Origin of the sequence: Mesorhizobium sp. Primo-A (assembly GCF_003997175.1) — a bacterium.
Taxonomy (GTDB): Bacteria; Pseudomonadota; Alphaproteobacteria; order Rhizobiales; family Rhizobiaceae; genus Mesorhizobium; species Mesorhizobium ciceri.
Genome location: NZ_RZTG01000011.1, coordinates 111,911 through 130,833, shown reverse-complemented (window position 1 = coordinate 130,833; position 18,923 = coordinate 111,911). Strand labels below are relative to the sequence as shown.

19 protein-coding genes are annotated in these 18,923 nt (G+C 62.7%); 17 read left to right on the top strand and 2 right to left on the bottom strand.

The window, feature by feature from the left end; genetic code table 11:
• Positions 1–3: 3 nt before the first annotated feature.
• The 4 genes from EOC83_RS33595 to EOC83_RS21055 all read left to right on the top strand — a co-directional run bounded on the left by EOC83_RS33595 (position 4) and on the right by EOC83_RS21055 (position 4,404).
• On the top strand, positions 4–2,013 hold the full coding sequence (locus EOC83_RS33595) for a DUF2817 domain-containing protein (RefSeq protein ID WP_082826520.1): 2,010 nt from the start codon (positions 4–6) through the stop codon (positions 2,011–2,013).
• A 71-nt stretch (positions 2,014–2,084) separates the two neighbouring features.
• On the top strand, positions 2,085–2,882 hold the full coding sequence (locus EOC83_RS21065) for a transporter substrate-binding domain-containing protein (protein WP_063168718.1): 798 nt from the start codon (positions 2,085–2,087) through the stop codon (positions 2,880–2,882).
• Between the two features lie 77 nt (positions 2,883–2,959).
• Complete coding sequence (locus EOC83_RS21060) at positions 2,960–3,667, top strand: ABC transporter permease subunit (protein ID WP_063168719.1); 708 nt, start codon at positions 2,960–2,962, stop codon at positions 3,665–3,667.
• A gap of 5 nt (positions 3,668–3,672) precedes the next feature.
• Complete coding sequence (locus tag EOC83_RS21055; RefSeq protein WP_063170307.1) at positions 3,673–4,404, top strand: ABC transporter permease; 732 nt, start codon at positions 3,673–3,675, stop codon at positions 4,402–4,404.
• 116 nt (positions 4,405–4,520) lie between these two features.
• Here EOC83_RS21055 and EOC83_RS21050 read toward each other — a convergent pair whose 3' ends face one another.
• Both EOC83_RS21050 and EOC83_RS21045 read right to left on the bottom strand, forming a co-directional pair.
• On the bottom strand, positions 4,521–5,738 hold the full coding sequence (locus EOC83_RS21050; protein WP_024503251.1) for an FAD-dependent oxidoreductase: 1,218 nt from the start codon (positions 5,736–5,738) through the stop codon (positions 4,521–4,523).
• A gap of 15 nt (positions 5,739–5,753) precedes the next feature.
• Positions 5,754–6,518: an HpcH/HpaI aldolase/citrate lyase family protein gene (locus EOC83_RS21045; RefSeq protein ID WP_063168720.1), complete on the bottom strand. Its 765-nt coding sequence runs from the start codon at positions 6,516–6,518 to the stop codon at positions 5,754–5,756.
• Positions 6,519–6,636: 118 nt separating this feature from the next.
• Between EOC83_RS21045 and EOC83_RS21040 the strand changes: the two genes are divergently transcribed.
• From EOC83_RS21040 to EOC83_RS20980, 13 genes are all read left to right on the top strand, one after another.
• Positions 6,637–7,527: a 2-hydroxy-3-oxopropionate reductase gene (locus EOC83_RS21040; RefSeq protein ID WP_063168721.1), complete on the top strand. Its 891-nt coding sequence runs from the start codon at positions 6,637–6,639 to the stop codon at positions 7,525–7,527.
• A gap of 5 nt (positions 7,528–7,532) precedes the next feature.
• Positions 7,533–8,345 carry a shikimate dehydrogenase gene (locus tag EOC83_RS21035; RefSeq protein WP_013530407.1) on the top strand — a complete coding sequence of 271 codons (813 nt, stop codon included), beginning with the start codon at positions 7,533–7,535 and terminating at the stop codon, positions 8,343–8,345.
• A complete protein-coding gene (locus EOC83_RS21030; protein WP_063168722.1) occupies positions 8,338–9,144 on the top strand; it encodes an SDR family oxidoreductase in 807 nt (268 codons plus the stop codon). Before EOC83_RS21035 ends, EOC83_RS21030 begins: the two co-directional genes overlap by 8 nt.
• A 95-nt stretch (positions 9,145–9,239) precedes the next feature.
• Positions 9,240–9,587 (top strand): RidA family protein, encoded by a 348-nt coding sequence (locus tag EOC83_RS21025; RefSeq protein WP_013530405.1) that lies wholly within the window; start codon positions 9,240–9,242, stop codon positions 9,585–9,587.
• 50 nt (positions 9,588–9,637) lie between these two features.
• Positions 9,638–10,426, top strand: coding sequence for a FadR/GntR family transcriptional regulator (locus tag EOC83_RS21020; protein WP_063170308.1), 789 nt, complete (start codon positions 9,638–9,640; stop codon positions 10,424–10,426).
• Between the two features lie 287 nt (positions 10,427–10,713).
• Positions 10,714–11,424, top strand: coding sequence for an SDR family oxidoreductase (locus tag EOC83_RS21015; RefSeq protein ID WP_082826690.1), 711 nt, complete (start codon positions 10,714–10,716; stop codon positions 11,422–11,424).
• A gap of 12 nt (positions 11,425–11,436) precedes the next feature.
• A complete protein-coding gene (locus EOC83_RS21010; protein ID WP_063168723.1) occupies positions 11,437–12,186 on the top strand; it encodes an SDR family oxidoreductase in 750 nt (249 codons plus the stop codon).
• Positions 12,187–12,255: 69 nt separating this feature from the next.
• Positions 12,256–13,206, top strand: coding sequence for a LysR substrate-binding domain-containing protein (locus EOC83_RS21005; protein WP_063168724.1), 951 nt, complete (start codon positions 12,256–12,258; stop codon positions 13,204–13,206).
• Positions 13,207–13,292: 86 nt separating this feature from the next.
• Positions 13,293–14,327, top strand: coding sequence for an amino acid ABC transporter substrate-binding protein (locus EOC83_RS21000; RefSeq protein ID WP_013530400.1), 1,035 nt, complete (start codon positions 13,293–13,295; stop codon positions 14,325–14,327).
• A 79-nt stretch (positions 14,328–14,406) separates the two neighbouring features.
• Positions 14,407–15,570, top strand: coding sequence for an ABC transporter permease subunit (locus EOC83_RS20995; RefSeq protein ID WP_013530399.1), 1,164 nt, complete (start codon positions 14,407–14,409; stop codon positions 15,568–15,570).
• Between the two features lie 3 nt (positions 15,571–15,573).
• Positions 15,574–16,653, top strand: coding sequence for an amino acid ABC transporter permease (locus EOC83_RS20990; protein WP_063168725.1), 1,080 nt, complete (start codon positions 15,574–15,576; stop codon positions 16,651–16,653).
• Positions 16,654–16,665: 12 nt separating this feature from the next.
• Positions 16,666–17,424: an amino acid ABC transporter ATP-binding protein gene (locus EOC83_RS20985; protein WP_027161621.1), complete on the top strand. Its 759-nt coding sequence runs from the start codon at positions 16,666–16,668 to the stop codon at positions 17,422–17,424.
• 60 nt (positions 17,425–17,484) lie between these two features.
• Positions 17,485–18,909, top strand: coding sequence for an FAD-binding oxidoreductase (locus EOC83_RS20980; RefSeq protein WP_063168726.1), 1,425 nt, complete (start codon positions 17,485–17,487; stop codon positions 18,907–18,909).
• The last annotated feature ends 14 nt before the right edge of the window (positions 18,910–18,923 follow it).

Genomic DNA, 18,923 nt, shown 5'->3' with positions numbered 1-18,923 from the left:
GGAATGAACGGATTGACCGCAACCGCCAGCGATCCGGTGGGATCGACCATGCGCCATGATGAGCCAGCCCCCGCCTATGCCCGTGATTTCGCCGTCCTTCGCAGGAGATTTCGCGAAGCCGCCGAGCGGGCCGGCGCGGAACTGTCTGAATATGTTCATCCGCTGAACGGCCCGGATGGCGAGACGCTGGCGACGGATGTGGCGCTGCTTGGCCGCCGCGATGCGCGCAAGCTGATCGTGCTCATCTCCGGTACGCATGGTGTCGAGGGCCCGTTCGGCTCGACTTGCCAGACCGCGTGGCTCGGCCAGAAGCACCTGCGGCGCCTGCCCGGCGACACAGCCATCCTTGCCATTCACCTCATCAATCCCTGGGGTACGGCTTGGTCGCGGCGCGTCAACGAGGACAATGTCGACCTCAACCGCAACTTCATCGACTGGTCTTCAAGTGCTCCCGTCAACAACGGTTATGCCGGCCTGCACGACGCCATGGCGTATCGCGAGTGGGAGGGACCGGACCGCATAGCGGCCGACGAGAAGCTCGCCGTGGCGCGCAAAAGGCTTGGGCATGCCGGGCTGGCGGCGATCGTCGAAGCCGGCCAGTATGAGTTCGCCGACGGCATGTTCTACGGCGGTGGCGGCCCGGTCTGGTCGAACCGCACCTTGAACGAAATTCTGAAGACCTTTGCCGGCGCGGCGCGCCAGGCCATCGTCTTCGACCTGCATACCGGCGCCGGGCCTTACGGTTATCCGGCTCTGCTTTCTGTGGCGAGTTCCGAGCATGACGGCCTTGCCTGGGGCAAATCCATCTTCGGGCCGGCGCTGGCGACAGTCCTGACAGGCCAGGGCGCCAAGACCGATACCGGCATCACGGCAACGGCGACCGGCTATGTCTCCGATGCCGTCCGCAAGGCAATGCCGAACGCGCGCGTGCTGCCGCTTGTCGTTGAATGCGGCACGTTGGACGGGCCGGCTGTCATGGAAGCGGTCCAGGCCGACAACTGGCTGCATCTGTTCGGCAAGCTCGATTCGCCGTTGGGCAAGCGGATCCGCGACACTCTGCGTTGCGCCTTCATCCCGGATGACCCAGACTGGCAACGCACCTGCCTGTCCAGCAGCCTGCGCTATTTCGATCGTGCGCTGGCGGACCTGCGAACCGTCGAGATAACCCAGGACACCAGCAGCGAACAGACGCCGCCAACCCTTCCTGCCGTCGCGGCCGATCCGGCGCCCGCTGACAAGGCAAAGATCACCACGCCGGCCGTGCAGATCGACGAGCTTCACAAGAGCTTCGGCTCGCTTTTGGTGTTGAAGGGCGTCAATCTCACCGCCCATGCCGGTGAGGTCATTTCCATGATCGGCTCGTCGGGCTCGGGCAAGAGCACGTTCCTGCGTTGCATCAATCTTCTGGAGCAGCCGGATGGCGGCAAGGTCGCCATCGATGGCGAGGTGATCAAGATGAAGCCGCTGTCGAGCGGCCGTCTTGGGCCAGCCGATATGGCGCAGGTCGAACGCATCCGCGCCCGCGTCGGCATGGTGTTCCAGAACTTCAATCTGTGGCCGCACATGACTGTGGCGGAGAACATCATCGAAGCGCCCCGGCACGTCTTGAAGGAGCCCCGCGAGAAGGCCATCCAACATGCGCACGCTTTGTTGAAGAAGGTCGGGCTCGCCGACAAGCACGCTCATTATCCGGGCCAGTTATCAGGCGGCCAGCAGCAACGCGCCGCGATCGCCCGAACGCTCGCGATGCGTCCCAAAGTCATCCTCTTCGACGAACCGACATCGGCGCTCGATCCCGAGTTGGTCGGCGAGGTGCTGCGCGTGATCCGTCAACTGGCGGAGGAAGGCAACACCATGATCCTCGTAACGCACGAGATGCAGTTCGCGCGCGAGGTCTCCCACAAGGTTCTGTTTCTCCACCAGGGAAAGGTGGAGGAAGAGGGTGCGCCCGCGGAGCTGTTCGGCAGCCCGCGCTCGGAGCGTCTGCGCCAATTCCTGGCTCGGACACTGTGAGGGAAGCATTCTCGAAGCGTCCGGTTCGCACCGGACAACGGCAATGAAGACCAACAACAAGGGGAACTGATATGAAACTGAAAGTCTTGACGCTGCTCGCATGTCTCGCGGGAAGCATGGGAAGCGCATTGGCGGCCGAAGGCGAGTTGTCCATCGGAACGGAAGGCGCCTACCCGCCATGGAGCATGTCCGACGCCAATGGCAACGTCACCGGTTTCGACGCCGATGTCGGCGCGTTGCTGTGCACCAAACTCGCGGTGACCTGCCATTTTGTCGTGCAGGCGTTCGACGGGTTGATCCCGGCGCTGAAGGCCAAGCGCTTCGACGTCATCATCTCGGGCATGTCGATCACCGCCGATCGCAAGAAGGAGATCAATTTCAGCGTCGGCTATGCCGAACTGGCCAACATGTTCGTCGCGGCCAAGGGGTCTGATCTGGCCGCGATCACCGACGTCGACACGCTGCTGAAGTCGCTCGACGGCAAGAAGGTCGGCGTGCAGGCTGGCACGACCCACGCGCATTTCCTCGAGAAGCGTGCACCGAATGCCGACCTGAAAACCTACGACACGCTTGACCAGATGCAGATCGACCTGGCGAGCGGCCGTATCGACACGGCTTTCGCCGATCAATCCGCCTTGCAGGATTTTCTGGACAAGCCTGACGGCAAGAACTTCCAACTGGTCGGTGTTGAGATCAAGAGCACATACGACCCGACGCTTGGCGAAGGCATCGGCGTCGGCATCGCGCAGGACAACACCGAACTCAAGGTCAAGATCGACAAGGCGCTTTGCGAGCTGATCGCGGACGGCTCGGTCGGCAAGGCAAGCGAGAAATGGTTCAAGACGGACATTTCCCGGCCCTGCAAATAACGCCTTGGAACCCTCGCATGCGCCCGGAGCTCCGGGCGCATGCACTTCATTGGCACGACAAGACTAGGGCAACTCAGATGGAATTCGGTCTCTGGCAGGTTTGGGAAGCGGGTTGGGTGACCGCCATCCTGCGTGGCGCGTCGATAACGATCCTGGTGGGTCTCGTCAGCATGGCGGCCGGGCTGGTGATCGGCATTGTCTGCGGCTTGATCAAATGGGCCCGGATATTTCCGCTCTCGCTGCTCGTTGATGCCTATACCTCGCTGGTGCGCGGCGTGCCCGAGCTGCTCATCATCTACCTCCTGTTTTTCAGTTCGGTTGAATTCGTGACCAAGGTCGTGACCGCTTTCGGCTATGCCGGGGTCGCGGAGAGCGGCTATGCGTTCGTCATCGCGGTCATCGCCATCGGCGCGATCTCCGGCGCCTATTCGACCGAGGTCGTGCGCGGGGCCCTGGGCGCGATCCCCAATGGGCATATCGAGGCCGCGCGCGCGCTCGGGCTATCGGGCGGCCGGATCTTTCGCCGCATCATCGCGCCGCAGATGCTGCGCATCGCGGTTCCCGGAATCAACAACGTCTGGCAGACCACGATCAAGGACACGGCCCTGGTCTCGGTGGTCGGCCTTCAGGAGCTGATGCGCATTTCTTTCATTGGCGCCAATTCCACCCGCCACCCGTTCATCTTCTACCTGATCGCGGCTGTGGTTTATCTGGCCATTACGCTCGTCAGCCAGGCCGGGTTCGACGGCATCGAACGCCTGCTCAGGGTGAGGACGAGAAAGTAGTTATGATGGATCTCATCCAGCTAGCGGTTCCCGTCCTGCTCAAGGGCCTGTGGGTCACAGCGGCACTAACGTTCGTCTCGGTGCTGATCGGCTTCAATCTGGGCCTCGGTTTGGCGCTGATGCGACTGTCGTCGAACCGCTTCCTGTCAGGCTTTGCCAAATATTATTCCAATGTCTTTCGCGGGACGCCACTGCTGGTGCAGATTTTCCTGTTCTATTACGGGCTTGGCCAACTTTCCTCGATCAAGGACAACGCAGCTTTGTGGTGGTTGATCAGCGACGGCGCGCGCTGCGCCGTGCTGGCGCTTGCGCTGAACACGGCTGCCTACACGTCGGAGATCCTGCGCGGCGGATTGATGTCGGTTCCGGTTGGCCTCGTCGAAGCGGCGCAGGCATGCGGCATGTCGCGCATGCTGCGGTTCCGGCGCATCGAGTTTCCGCTCGCCATCCGCCAGGCGCTGCCGGCCTATGGCAATGAGCTCATCCTGGTCGTCAAGGGGACCAGCCTTGCCTCGACGATCACGGTGCTCGAGATCACCGGCTACGCCAAGCGGCTGATGAGCCAGACCTTCGCAATCTTCGAGATCTTCGCCATTGCCGGCGTGCTCTACCTTGTGATCAATCTGCTGTTGATCGCCATCATCCGCGCCATAGAGCGTTTCCTCATGCGCCACGAGGCCTCCTCTGGCCGAGATCTGGCAGCGCCGCAACCAAATCGATCGACCGTGGGTTCGTGACGCCCCTGCTAAGATAGAGCGATCCGAGCGAGTAGTTTTCACGACGTCTCTGACTAAAATGCAATTTCATTGGACGCTGAATGCCCGAGATAAAATGGGTGACCGATCGTCTCGCTTTAGATCACTGCTTCCTCGAGAAACGGCTCGTTGCGATCTATGCGCTCGTAACAGAACGGCGAAAGATCGAGCGTCTGGAAAGCCCCGTGAACGATAAGTTCTGAAACGGCGCGGCCCACGGCTGGCGACTGTTGCAGCCCGTGCCCCGAGAAGCCGTTGGCAAACATGAAATTGGTCACCTGCGGGTGGAAGCCGACGATGCCGTTGTGGTCGAGCATGTTGTACTCGTAGTGGCCGGTCCAACTGGTCTGGACCTTGAGTGCGTCGAAAGACGGAATGCGGTGCCAGAGTGCCGGCCAGATGTAGTCGTCGAACTCTTCATGGTGCATTTCAAAGTCGTCGTAGCCGGCCGGTCCGTCGCCTTGCGGCGTGTTGCCGGTGAGAAAAAGCTCGCCTTCGGGACGCACGAATGTTCCGGAAAGGTCGATGACATTGGGCATCCGGCCGGGGATCGGGTTGGCGCTGGCGAAGACGAAGCTGTAGCGCTTGTAGGGCGCGACCGGGATCGACAGGCCGGCCATGGCGGCCACCTGCTGAGCGCGCGGGCCCGCGGCGTTGACCAATGTTCCGCAGGCAACCGTCTGTCCGGTCGCGAGGCGCACCGAGATGACCCGCCCATCGGCGATGTCCAGCCCTGTCACGGCATTGTCAATATACTCGACGCCGCTGGCGCGGGCTGCGCGGCGGAAACCGTTCATCAGCCCCACGGAATCGAACCAGCCCTCTTCCCTGGCCCCCCAGGAACCGCCACCGAGATCCTCCACATTGAGCCAGGGGAAGCGATCCTTCAGCGGGCCCGGCTCAAGAAACACCGTGTGGGCCCCAAAACTGCGTTGCAGATCGACGCGCTCGCGGGCCGCTTTGACGCCGTCGGGTGAACAGCAGTAAAGATACCCATGCTCCTTGAAGCCGAGGTCGGGCGCCGGTTCGTCCTTGTAGAAAGGTGCCATACGCTCCTGAAATCCGCGGATGACCTCGATGCCGAACTGGCTGATCTTCACATTGATCGGATTGGAATATTGCTGCCGGATCGCACTGGTGGAGAGCGCCGTCGACGAGAATTCGTAGCTCGAGTCGCGTTCGACCACGAGGATCGAGGCGCCGCTGCCCAGCGCCTGGCTCAGCCAGTAGGCCGTGGACGAACCGATGACGGCGCCGCCGACGATGACGATGTCGTAGGCGGTGCGTGACGGCGCTTTGTACCGGGGGATCGGCATGGCTGTATCTCCGGTCTACTGAGTGAACGAAGCGACCAAGGCATCCGAGCCCCGCGCCAGCAGGCCGAGGTCGGAACCAACGGCAACCATGGTGAAGCCGTCGGCGAGGTAGCGGTCGGCATCGGTCTTTGCGGGAGCCAGGATCCCGCTGGCCTTGCCTGCCGCCGTTGCCGCCTTGCGCACCGAGGCGATCGCTTCTTGAACGTGTGCGGCCCCGGGATTGCCCATCGCACCCATATTGGTGGAAAGGTCGCCGGGTCCGACGAAGAGAACGTCGACGCCGTCCACTGCCGCAATTTCCGCGGCATTGGCGACGCCTAATTCATCCTCGATCTGTACGGCGAGAAGCTGCTGCTCACGCGCCTTGGCGTGGTAACCGGCGATGCGACCGAAGCCGTTGGCACGGTGACCGACCGAGAAGCCGCGAAATCCACCAGGCGCATATGTCATAGCCGCGACAATGGCGCGGGCCTGATCGGCCGTCCGCACATTGGGGATCATCAGGCTGCGCGCACCGATATCCAGGGCCTGCTTGATCAGATTGGGATCGTCGGAAGGCAGCCTGACGACGGCCTCGCTGTCGAAGCCGCCCATGACCTGCAACTGGGCCATGATGCTGCGCAGATGATTGGGGCTATGCTCGCCATCGATCAGCAGCCAGCCGGCGCCGGAGCCCGCGACAATTTCCGTCGTCAGGGCCGAAGCCAGCGAGCACCAGATGCCGATATGGGTCCGGCCGGCCGACACGGCAGCCTTCAGCGTGTTGAGGCGCTCTTGCATTTTGCGGTCGGTCTCCGATGAGCGAAAGGACGTTGAAATTTGTATGATGTCCTATATCATACGGCAATAATTTGCTGCAAGATGCAATACGCACCAACCTTCGTACAGGGGTTCAAGAATGAAGATCGGGTTCATCGGGCTCGGTGTGATGGGAGCACCGATGGCGCACCATCTCGTCGACGCGGGACATGAGATCTTCACGGTCCTGAACCGCTCCCCTCTGCCGAAGGACCTTAGGGCATCGGTCGTCGCCTCTCCTGGCGATGTGGCGCGGATGTCCGAGATCATCGTGACCATGCTGCCCGACACGCCAGATGTGGAGCGTGTCCTGCTTGGAGGAAACGGCGTCCTGGAGGGGCTGTCGGCCGATAAGCTGGTCATCGACATGAGCTCGATCAGCCCTATCGCCACTGCGGAATTCGCAGCGAAACTGCGGCAAGCGGGAGCCGGCTACCTCGACGCCCCGGTCTCGGGCGGTGAGGTCGGCGCCAAGGCGGCGAGCCTCACCATCATGGTCGGCGGGCCGACCGCAGAGTTCGAGCGCGCGCTGCCGATCTTTCGGACGCTGGGCAAGAACATCACCTTGATCGGCGAGCACAATGGCGCCGGCCAGACCTGCAAGATCGCAAATCAGATCATCGTCGCGCTCAACATAGAGGCCGTGGCGGAAGCGCTCGTCTTTGCCAGCAAGGCCGGTTGCGACGCGGCAAAGGTGCGCGCCGCGCTGATGGGCGGCTTTGCCTCGTCCCGCGTGCTGGAGGTGCATGGCGAGCGCATGATCGCCCGGACCTTCGCCCCGGGCTTTCGCATGCGGCTTCACCAGAAGGATCTCAACCTCGCGCTCGAAAGCGCCCGCGCGCTTGGCGTCTCGCTGCCGAACACCGCGATGGCGCAACAACTGATGAGCGCCTGCTCAGCCCGACCAGGCGGCGCGGAGGCCGACCACTCGTCCCTCGTCCAGGCGCTGGAGATCCTCAGCGGCCACGAACTGTCAAAAGAAAAGGAGTAAAACCGATGCGCGGAACCGGCAAGGCCGAGATCTTCGTGATGCTGGCCCATCCCGTGGCCCATGCCAAGAGCCCCGGCATATTCAACGAGATCTTCGAGCAGAAGGGCCTCGACAGCCTCATGGTGCCCTTGAGCTGCCGCCCGGAGGATTTCGAGGCCTTCTGGGCCGGCATTACGGCAGCCGAGAATATCAGGGGCGTGATCATCTCGGTGCCGTACAAGGTTGCGGTCTATCACAAATGCACCGCCGCTCACGACCGCGCCGCGAGGGTGCAGAGCGCCAATTCCGTGCGCCGGCTGCCCGATGGCAGCTGGTACGCCGACAATTTCGACGGCGTCGGCTTTATCGATGGCCTCAAGGCAGGCGGACATGAGATTGCCGGCCGCCGCATCCTTCAGGTCGGCGCCGGCGGCGCCGGCGCGTCCCTGGCCTATTGTCTCGCCGAAGCCGGTGCCGAGGAAATCCGCTTGGCCGACATCGATACCGGTCGCGCCGAAAAACTGGCGGCGCTGGTCGCGCAGGTCTTCCCGAAATGCCGCATCCAGGTTGGAGAGGCCGAGCCTTCCGGCATGCATATGGCGATCAACGCCACGCCGGTCGGCATGCACGCCGGCGACCCGCTGCCGCTGGATGTGAGCCGGCTGACCCCGGACATGACGGTCGTCGACATCATCATGGAGCCCGCCGAGACCCCCCTGCTAAAGGCGGCGAAAGAGATTGGCTGCCGCATTCAGCCGGGGCGCCCGATGATGGATTTCCAGGTCCGGGCCATGTCCGAATTCTTCGACATCGAAGGCAAGGGTCGCGGCAATGGCTGAGACATTGACGGCCGTCGTCATCGGCGGCACTTCCGGCATCGGACGCGCGATAGCGCTGCGCTTCGCCGAGGACGGCTACCATCTGGTGGTCGCCGGCAGGGATGCGGCACGGGGCGATGAGGCGGTTGGCGCCTGCGCGGCGGTCGGCGCACCGCGCGCGCTGTTTGTCCAGACCGATGTCGCCGAATCCGGCTCGGTGGAAGCGCTGGCGCAGGCCGTCAGCGACGCGTTCGGTACCCCGCACGTCGTCGTCAACTGCGCCGGCATCCTGCAGAGTGGCAAGCACGTCCTCGACCAGGATCTGGACGAAGACGAGAGGATGTGGCGAGTGAACTATCGCGGCACCTTGCTGGGTTGCCAGGTGTTCGGTCGGCTGATGTCGGCTGCCGGGCGAGGCGCGATCCTGAACGTCGGCTCGCTTGCCTCCTTCGCGCCGCTGTCCCTGCCCGCCTACACGCCCGGAAAGCATGCCGTCCTGGCCTTGACCCAGATCCTGGCCGCCGAGCTCGGTCCGCACGGCGTACGCGTCAATGCGGTGGCACCCGGCTACACGCTTTCGGACGGGCTGAAAGCCAGGATCGCCAAGGGTGAGCGCAACCCCGAAGCCATCCAGGCGACCACCGCGCTGCGCCGCTTCGTCGAGCCGCGCGACGTTGCCGAGGCCGCACTGTTCCTCTGCTCCGACCGGGCCGCATCGATAACCGGCGTCACCCTGCCCGTCGACGCCGGCTGGCTCGTTCAGGCGCCCTACGCACAATATCTGCAGGGAAACCCCATCCGCCAGACGCCGGCAATCTGAGTCCATCCGGCGGAGGCCGGAAATCTGACCCATCCGGCGGAGGCCGGAAATCTGACCCATCCGGCGGAGGCCGGAAATCTGACAAGGACAATCCAATGAGTGACATCAAGCGCTTCGACTTCGACACCCGCATCCACCACGGGGTCATCCACAATGGCACCCTCTACCTCACCGGCCAGGTCGCAAAGCCGGGTCAGTCCGCAGCCGACCAGATGCGCGAGGCGCTTGGCAAGGTCGACGTCCTGCTTGCCAAGGCCGGTACGGACAAGACACGTATCCTTCACGTGCAGATGTGGCTGGACGACATCAGGGATTTCGACGAGGTCAACACGGTCTGGGACGGATGGATGCCGAAGGAGCATGCACCCGCGCGCTCTTCCGGCGAAGGACGGATGGCCAAGCCTGGAATGCTGGTCGAGCTGATCGTCACCGCGGCGGTTTGAATGGCCTTGCCGGTTCGGGCATCATCGCGAATCTGGCTAAGGGGAGACTGATGACGAAGCGCAAACCGCTTTCCACTGTCGTGGCGGAGAGTCTGTCCGAAAAGATCCGTTCCGGATCTCTGCTTCCCGGCGCGCAATTGCCGACCGAGGCGGAGCTTTGTGCCGAGTACGACGTCAGCCGGACGGTGGTGCGGGAAGCGGTGGCGCGATTGCGCTCCGAAGGGATGGTGGTGCCGCAGCAGGGCCGCGGCATGTTCGTCAGCGAAACGCCGGCGCCGCGCAATTTCTCGATACCGGACGAGGCGCTGAGGACCTTGCCGGAAACCATTGCCCTGCTCGAACTGAGATTGAGTGTGGAAGTGGAGTCCGCCGGGCTATGCGCGGAACGGCGCACCGATGCGGAGGCGAGTGGAATCCGAACCCTGATGGAACAGGTCGACGCCCAGCAAGCGGATCCCGCTGTGGTCCAGATCCACTATGACTATGATTTCCATCTGGCGATCGCCAAAGCCGCGCGCAACGAATTCATCCACGGCTTCCTGAGCTATCTCAGGCCGATGATCGTTCCACGCTTTCAACTGGGCTACGTGGTCACGCCGGCGCTCAAGGACAGCTATTACGCACGCATTCACAACGAGCACAAAACCATCGTGGATGCCATCGAAAGGCAGGACGGTCGTGCCGCTCGCCAGGCCATGCGCAAGCATCTGCACAACAGCCTCGGGCGTGTGCGCGCTTTGGCACGGGCTTCGGGCGTCGCGGCGACAGAGGCAGAGCAGCAGGCGGCTGCGGCCTCGCTCTTTACCGATATGAAGAGGCCTGTTTCGACCGGCGGATAGGCCCCGGCTTCGATCACCCAGGCATTCGCACTCACCCAGATTAGCCACCGCATTGCGAAAGCCATGTTTTGGCTCCGCCAGCTGACCTGAACCGTTTCCCGCAGGTTGAGAACATCGTTTTCCCGTCGTTTCCTTCGGTTTTCAGCCTCGGCGCCGAGGTCACCACCTGTCCAGGTTTCGGGCGGGAGAAGAGAATTCGAAAGTTTATCTTTCCTTTTTGCTGGTTTTCTTGGTTTCGCGGCATCGGCCCAGGCCGCAGACTGAATCAGGCAATCAGGGAAGCCAACGTGACGACAGCCTTCATCACAGGTGCAACAAGCGGCATAGGGCGGGCCATGACGATCGCACTGAGCGACGCCGGCTACGATGTCTATGCGGTCGGGCGCAGCCAGGCCGCGCTCAAGGCGTTGCAGGCCGAGCGATCCGGCATCGTGCCCATCGCCGTCGACGTGACCGATCGCGAGGCGCTGGAAGCTGTTCTGGCGGATCTGACCATCGACGTGCTGATCAATAATGCCGGGATCATGCCACCGTTGGGCAATTTCGCCGACATGAAAATCTCCGACATCGACACCACGCTGGAGGTCAACCTCAGCGCGGCAATCCTGCTTACCCGCCTCGTCGTTCCGCAGATGCGCGAGCGGCAGGCTGGCCACATCCTGTTCACCGGCTCCACCGCGGGCCACGCGGCATATTCCAACATTGCCGTCTATTCGGCCACCAAGGCGGCGATATCAGGCTTTGCCGCCGCGTTGCGCGCCGACCTCTCCCCATCAGGCGTCCGTGTCACCGAGATCGTCGCCGGCCGTGTCGAGACGCAGCTCTACCAGGACATCCTCGACGCAAAGGCGCGCGCGGCCATGTACGCCAGCAAAGTGGTGCAGCCGGATGACGTGGCCGGAATGGTGGTCGCGGTACTCGGCCTGCCCGCATGGGCCGACGTTACCCGTTTCGACATCATGCCGACATGGCCAACCTCGCCAAGCGGCGCCAAGTAAGGAAAAACTGGAATGAAGGATCTTTCCGTTCTGATCGTAGGCGGCGGCGCTGGCCTCGGCGCGCTTTTGGCCAGGATGGCTGTAGAGGCCGGGGCTGCAAAGATCGGCATCATCGACATCAACCAGGACGCCGCCGAAGCCGCTCTCGCACCGGCAAAGGCCAACGGCCTGCCGACCGCGGCCGCCCTGTGCGACATCCAGGTCGGCCCTCAGTGCCACGCCGCCTTCGACGCCATCGTTTCGAAGCTCGGGCGTATCGACACGCTGATCAATTGCGCCGCGATCTACCCTCGCCGCCCGCTCCTCGAGATCAGCGACGCCGATTGGGATGCCTCCAATGGCATCAACATCAAGGGCACTTATCATATGATGGTGGCAGCCGTTCGCCACATGCAATCGCAGGAGCCGAAGAGCCATGTGCGTGGCCGGATCGTCAACCTGACCTCTGTCGATGCCTTCAAGGCGCATCCGCAGAACGCCCACTATGCGGCAACCAAGGCCGCCGTGGTCAGCCTGACGCGCTCCTTTGCCCATGACGTCGCAAAACACGGGATCCTGGTCAATTCGGTGGCCCCCGCAGGCATGGCCACGGAGCGGGCCAAGGCCCTCGGCTTCCTCGAGGAACTGGCCAAGGCGAGCCCGCTGGGTCGTGGCGCCGAGCCTGCGGAGATTGCCGAGTGGGTTCTCATGACCGGCGGCCCCAAGAATACCTACATGACCGGAGAAAACGTAATTGTTTCAGGTGGTTATATATACGCCTGAGCTATTTTCGCGCGCCGGCGGCGCTGAATTGTCCAACAGGAACGCAAGCGAAAGGAGGTGGAATAGACGATGACCGGCAAGCTTCGCCTTCCCTCGCTGAATGCGCTTCGCGTCTTCCACGCCGTCGCGCAGCACAAGAGCTTCCGGCAGGCGGCGGATGAATTGCTGGTCACGCCGCAGGCCGTCGGACAGCAGATCAAGCTACTGGAGGACACGCTTCAGGTGACACTGTTCGAACGCAAGGGGCGGTCGGTCGAATTGACCGAGTCTGCCATCCTTCTCTCGCACTATGTCAAAGCTGGGTTCGACGAATTTTCCGAAGGTGTTCGCCGCGTCACCAAGTCGAATTACCGGGACCGCATCAACCTGAATGCGAGCCCCTATTTCGCGACCCACTATTTGCTGCCTCGCCTATCTCTGTTCCGGGAGATATTGCCCGGTGCGGATCTGCGCCTGACGACGATGGTCGATCTGCCCGATTTCGGACGCGACGACATCGATATGACCGTCCAGTGGGGCTACGGCAATTGGCCGGACTACGAGACCATACTGCTGGTGCCTGATCCGAAGGTCATCTGCTGCACTCCGGCCATCGGCGAGAGCATCAAGTCGGCGCAGGACCTGACGTTGTTCACGTTGCTGGACACCGTCAAGTCGAAGCGCCTTTGGCCAGACATTTTACGCCACCTTGCCATCGAGCAGACGGACGGCAACCAAAGCATCAGCTTCGACGATGCCGCGACCATGCGCCGTGCAACCCTGCAAGGCATCGGCGTCGGTCTCGTCTCCGTCATCGACGCCGAGGAAGATTTGAGGTCGGGCGCGCTGGTCGCTCCGGTCGGGCGCGACGCCCTTGCCGATATGCGGCCGGAAGAAGTTCCTGGATTCTACCTGATCGTCCCGCGCGGGCACCTGCGCGTGAAGGCGGTCGCCGCCCTTCACCGATGGCTCGCCCAGCAGGACTGGGGCAGCGATCTGAAGATTTCCTCCGTGCCGAAACCGACCCCGCTTTCCGACTAGGAGCGGCTTTGAGACCGAGCTCCGAAAGAGAACTTTTGGGCCTCCAACAACAAGAAACCAAACAACCTCAACAGTGGAGACGGAACATGAAGACGATGAAATGGGGGGCCGCAGCCATGGCCCTTGGACTTGTGCATTTTGCAGCGCCGGCAGAAGCCGCCGGCGGCAAGACGCTGGAAGCCGTCAAGGCGCGCGGCGTGCTCAACTGCACCGGCCATGACGGGTCTTACCTCGGCTTCGCCGAAGTCGACGACAAGGGCAACTGGAAGGGCATGGACATTGATCTCTGCCGGGCGGTGGCCACGGCCGTGCTCGGCGACCCGGCAAAACTGAAGGTCGTTCCGATCAGCTGGGCGCAGCGCTGGCCGTCCCTGCAATCGGGCGATGTCGACATCATCATCAAGGCGTCAGGCGGCACGCTCAGCCGCGACACCGAGCTCGGCCTGCAATTTTCCATGTCCTATTACCTCGGAACGACCAAGGTGATGGCGCACAAGGAGCTAAACCTCAAGTCGCTCAAGGATGCGGCCGGCGGCACGATCTGCATTCCCGCCGGCACGTCGCAGGAACAGCAGGTCGCGGCCTATACGGCCAAGCTTGGCATCAAGCTCGAACCCGTGCTCATCGAAAAGACCGAGGAGCTCGAGCAGGCCTATTTCTCCGGACGCTGCGATCTCTATGCGCAGTGGGGCCCGACGCTCGCCATTGCGCGCATCGCCAAGAGCAAGGTCGACGACCATGTCATCCTGCCCGACGTGCTCGCCGTCGAGCCTGAAGTCATGATCATGCGCCAAGGCGACGACAATTGGGTTGACATCGCCAACTGGACGCTGAGCACGCTGATCTTCGCCGAGCAGGAAGGCATCACCTCCAAGAACGTCGACGAGGTCAAGGCCAAGCCGACCTCGCCGCAAGTCGCCAAGTTCCTCGGCGTCACGCCAGGCATGGGCAAGGGTCTCGGTCTCGATGATGACTGGGCCTACAAGGTGATCAAGAACGTCGGCAATTACGGCGAAATCTTCGAGCGCGACCTCGGCAAGGACTCGCCCTACAAGATGGACCGCGAGTTGACCAACCTTTGGAACAATGGCGGTGTCCTGTTCCCGCTGGTGATCGACTGATCCGTCCTTAACTCACCCGCTCCAGGCCCCGCCCGGCACAGCCGGGCGGGGTCGGCGACAATTCGGCAAGGATCTTTGGATGGTCAGCCTGCTGAGAAATCAAAAGGTCCGCAACGCGCTGTTGCAGGTCCTCTATGTCGGCTCGATCGCCGCGATGGTGCTTGCCGGCATCGTGATCGCCCGCCGCAACCTGGCTGATCAGGGGATCACCTCCGGATTCGACTTTCTGTTCAAGTCGACGGGTTGGGATGTGAATTTCTCGCTGCTGCCCGCCACGGCCAATGATCCCTATTGGTGGTACTTCCTCATCGGCATCATCAACACGCTGTTCCTGGGGAGCGTCGGCCTGATACTGGCGACGATCGTGGGAACGATCGTCGGTCTGGCGCGGACGTCTTCGAACGATTTGGCGCGGCTGCTCGGCCGTACCTATGTGGACATCTTCCGCAACATTCCGCTGATCCTCCAGGTTTTCTTCTGGTATGCGATCATCACGCACCTGCCGACGCCGCGCAGCGCGCACGAAGCCTGGGGCTTCCTGCTCACCAGCCGAGGACTCTACATCCCATTCCCGAACGTCGGCAGTGCCGCGTTTGCCGCAGCCACAGTGGCTGTGATCGCGGCCATCGTGCTGCCGGCCTGGCTGGGCAGGACGTCGCTCCTTGCCCAGCCGATCGGCCAGCGGCGCACCATCCAGTTTGCCGCCGCCGCAGCGGCACTGGCCTGCGCGACCATCATTCTGGCTCTCGGACGTCTGCCGGATACGCCGCTGCTGGACTTCCCTGCCCTGCAAGGCCTCAATCTGAGAGGCGGCCTGCGTATCCCTCCGGAGTTCGCCACCCTCGCCATCGCCATCGCCATCTATGGCGGCTCCTACATTGCGGAGATCGTGCGCGGAGGCTTCAAATCTGTCGGCACCGGCCAGGTCGAGGCAGCCCTTTCCTTGGGCCTTAGTCCCTGGCGGGTCTTCACGCTGGTGCGGCTGCCGCTGGCGCTGCGTGCCATGCTGCCGATCCTTGCCAATCAGTATGTCTGGCTGATGAAGGCGACGACGATGGGCATCGCCGTGGGCTTCACCGACTTCTTCATGATTGTGGCGCTGACGATCAACCATTCCGGGCAAACCCTCGAAGCGATCGGCATCCTGATGGCAGGCTTCCTCGCCATCAACCTCAGCCTTGCCGCCGTCTTCAACCGCATCAACAAGGCAATTGCCCTCAAGGGCAATCAACTGAGGGGCTGAGAGATGGAGATGGTCATTGTCGCTCCACCCGCTCCCGGCAGGCTTGAGGATCTGAGGCGACGCTTCTTCGCGACGCCGCTTCAGGCGGTGGTGTCGCTGGCCTGTCTGACGATCATGGTCTTCCTGGTCTGGAAGCTGCTGAATTGGGCGGTTTTCTCGGCTGTCTTCACCACCAGCGGCGGGCCGGAAGCCTGCCAGGCGACAGCGGGAGCCTGCTGGTCGGTCATCGCAGCGAGATGGCGGATCATCTTCTTCGGCCTCTATCCCTACGAGGAACAATGGCGCTCGGCGCTGGCCTGCGTCGCCGTTGTGGTGATGACGGTGCTGAGCTGTATCCCGGCGTTCTGGACGGGCCGCCGGATCGCGCTGGTATGGGGAGCCGGAACAGGCCTTTTCTACCTATTGATGAAAGGCGGCGTGCTTGGCCTTGCCCATGTCGGCGAGGAAGCCTGGGGCGGGCTGGCGCTGACCCTGTTCATCTTCGTTACCACCTGCCTGATCGGTTTCCCCTTGGCGATCTGCCTGGCCTTGCTACGCCGGTCGGAGCTGCCCTGGATTTCGCGGACCACCGGCCTCATCATCGACGGGGTCCGGTCGCTTCCGCTGATATCGATCCTCTTCACCTTTGCAGTGGTTCTGCCGTTCGCGCTGCCGCAATGGCTGCAGGGCGATAAGCTTTACCGCGTGATCCTCGGCTCCGCTCTGTTCTTCTCCGCCTATCAGGCTGAGATCGTGAGAGGCGGCATGCAGGGCGTTGCGACAGGACAGGAGGAGGCTGCCATGGCGCTCGGCATGCGCTACTGGCAACGCATCAGCCGCATCCTCCTGCCTCAGGCAATGCGCAACGCGATGCCGGCCACGATCAACCAGTTCGTCATCTCGTTCAAGGAGACCTCGCTGGTGGTCATCGTCGGTTTCTTCGAGATCCTGGCTTCCGGCAATGCCGCCTATGGCACCGGCGAATGGCGCTTCGCCTATGTCGAAGTCTATGCCTTCATCGCCTTCATCTACTTCATCTTCGTCTTCAGCCTATCCCGCTATGGCGCCTTTCTCGAGCGCCGCATGTCGGTCAGCGAACGGTAAGGAGGCGTGCAGGTGATCTCAACCAATTCGACCGGTGAGCCGGCGCTCCGCATCGAAAACCTCGACAAATACTACGGCACGTTCCAAGCACTGCGCGGGATAAACCTTTCCGTACAACGGGGCGAAAAAATCGTCGTCTGCGGACCCTCCGGCTCCGGCAAATCGACGATGATCCGCTGCATCAACCGCCTCGAACAGCACAATGGCGGCCGCATCGCGGTGCTCGGGACCGAGCTCAACGACGATGTCGGCAATATCGACGAGATCAGGCGTGAAGTCGGCATGGTGTTCCAGCACTTCAACCTGTTCCCGCACATGACGGTGCTGGAGAACTGCATGATCTCCCCGATGATCGTGCGCAAGCAGCCGCGGGCGCAAGCCGAGGCAACCGCCCGCCACTACCTGGAGAAGGTGCGCATTCCCGAGCAGGCCATGAAATATCCCAGCCAATTGTCCGGCGGTCAGCAGCAGCGCGTCGCCATTGCACGCGCACTTTGCATGCAGCCGCAGATCATGCTGTTCGACGAACCGACCTCGGCGCTCGATCCGGAAATGGTTTCCGAAGTGCTTGACGTCATGGTCACGCTTGCCTCGGAAGGCATGACGATGATCTGCGTGACGCATGAGATGGGCTTTGCGCGTCGCGTGGCGGACCGGGTGCTTTTCATGGACGGCGGCGAGATCCTCGAAGAAGCGCCTCCGGACGAGTTCTTCACCTCTTCCCGCAACGAGCGCACTCGACAATTCCTGTCGCAGGTGCTGGGTCATTGATTGGAAGCAACGATCCGGGACGTGTCGCACGGCACGCCCTCAGCTAACTCGGGTAAATCAATGACCGATCCCGCCACCGCGCTGCACGAGATTCTCGGGCCGAAAGGCTGGCTTTCGGGCCGGGATGCCGAGCCCTACCAGCGCGATTGGCTCAATCGCTACGGCGTCGCACCTCTTGGCGTTGCCAGGCCCGCGAATACGTCGCAGGTTGCCAGTGTCGTCAAACTATGTCGCGAGGCCGGACTGGCAGTCGTGCCGCAAGGCGGAAACACCGGGCTTTGCGGCGCCGCCGTCGCCGAGCAGCCGAATGCGGTGATCGTCTCGCTGTCACGCATGACGGCGATCGGGAAGCCGTATCTGGACAGCGGATCGATCGTCGTCGAGGCGGGTGTCGTGCTGGCCACGCTGCACGAGGCGCTGGAGCCGCATGGGCTGATGTTTCCAATGCATCTGGGCGCAGAAGGCAGCGCCAGGATCGGCGGCCTGATCGGCACCAATGCCGGCGGCAGCCAGGCTTTCCGATACGGCATGATGCAGGATCTCGTCCTGGGTCTCGAAGTCGTGACGCCTGATGGCGGGATTTGGGACGGACTGCGCGCGGTGCAGAAGGACAATGCCGGCTATCAACTGCGCAAGCTGTTCTGTGGCGCTGAGGGCACGCTCGGCATCGTCACGCGCGCGATCCTGCGGCTCTACCCCAAGCCTCGGCAGCAAGCGAGCGCCCTTCTGGTCCTGCCCGACTTTGCCGCCGCCGTTTCGTTCGGCGCCTTCCTGCGCGGCGAGGCCGGGGAATTCCTGACTGGCCTCGAGTTCTTCTCCGATGTGGGCCTGCGATTGGCGCTCAAGCACGTGCCCGACCTTGCCTACCAACTGGAGACACGGGGCGACGTCTATCTGCTGGTCGAACTGGCATCGGGGTCGTCACGCGTTCCCCTGGACGAGATCCTGGCTTCGGCTCTGGAATGGGGCATGGAACAGAGCCTGGTTAGCGACGGCGCGCTGGCGGCGACAGGTGCGCATCGCGCACAATTCTGGCGGCTGCGCGAGGAGCAACCGGAGGGACAAAGGCTGGAAGGCGAGCAACTCAAGCACGACATCTCCGTCCCTCCAGGTGCAATCGCCCGTTTCGTCGAGGCTGGCGCGAAGATCTGCGGCGGCATTCTTCCCGGTGTGCGGATAAACCCGTTCGGGCACCTCGGCGACGGAAACATCCATTACAATTTGTCTCCGCCGGAAGGTCGTGCCGATTTCGACGGCAAGGCCGAGCTGTTCGCAGAGGCGCTGTCATCTCTTGCCACTCAGATGGGCGGCAGCTTTGCCGCCGAGCATGGGCTTGGCCGGGCAAAGGTGGTCATGGCCGACCGCAATCGCGGCCTGGTGGAGCGAGAGCTCATGGCGCGGCTCAAAGGCGCGTTCGATCCGCTGGGCACGATGAACCCGGACGTCCTGGTTCGCGCCTCTCGGGAAAGAAAAACTTTCGAATAGACGGCATTTCTTGG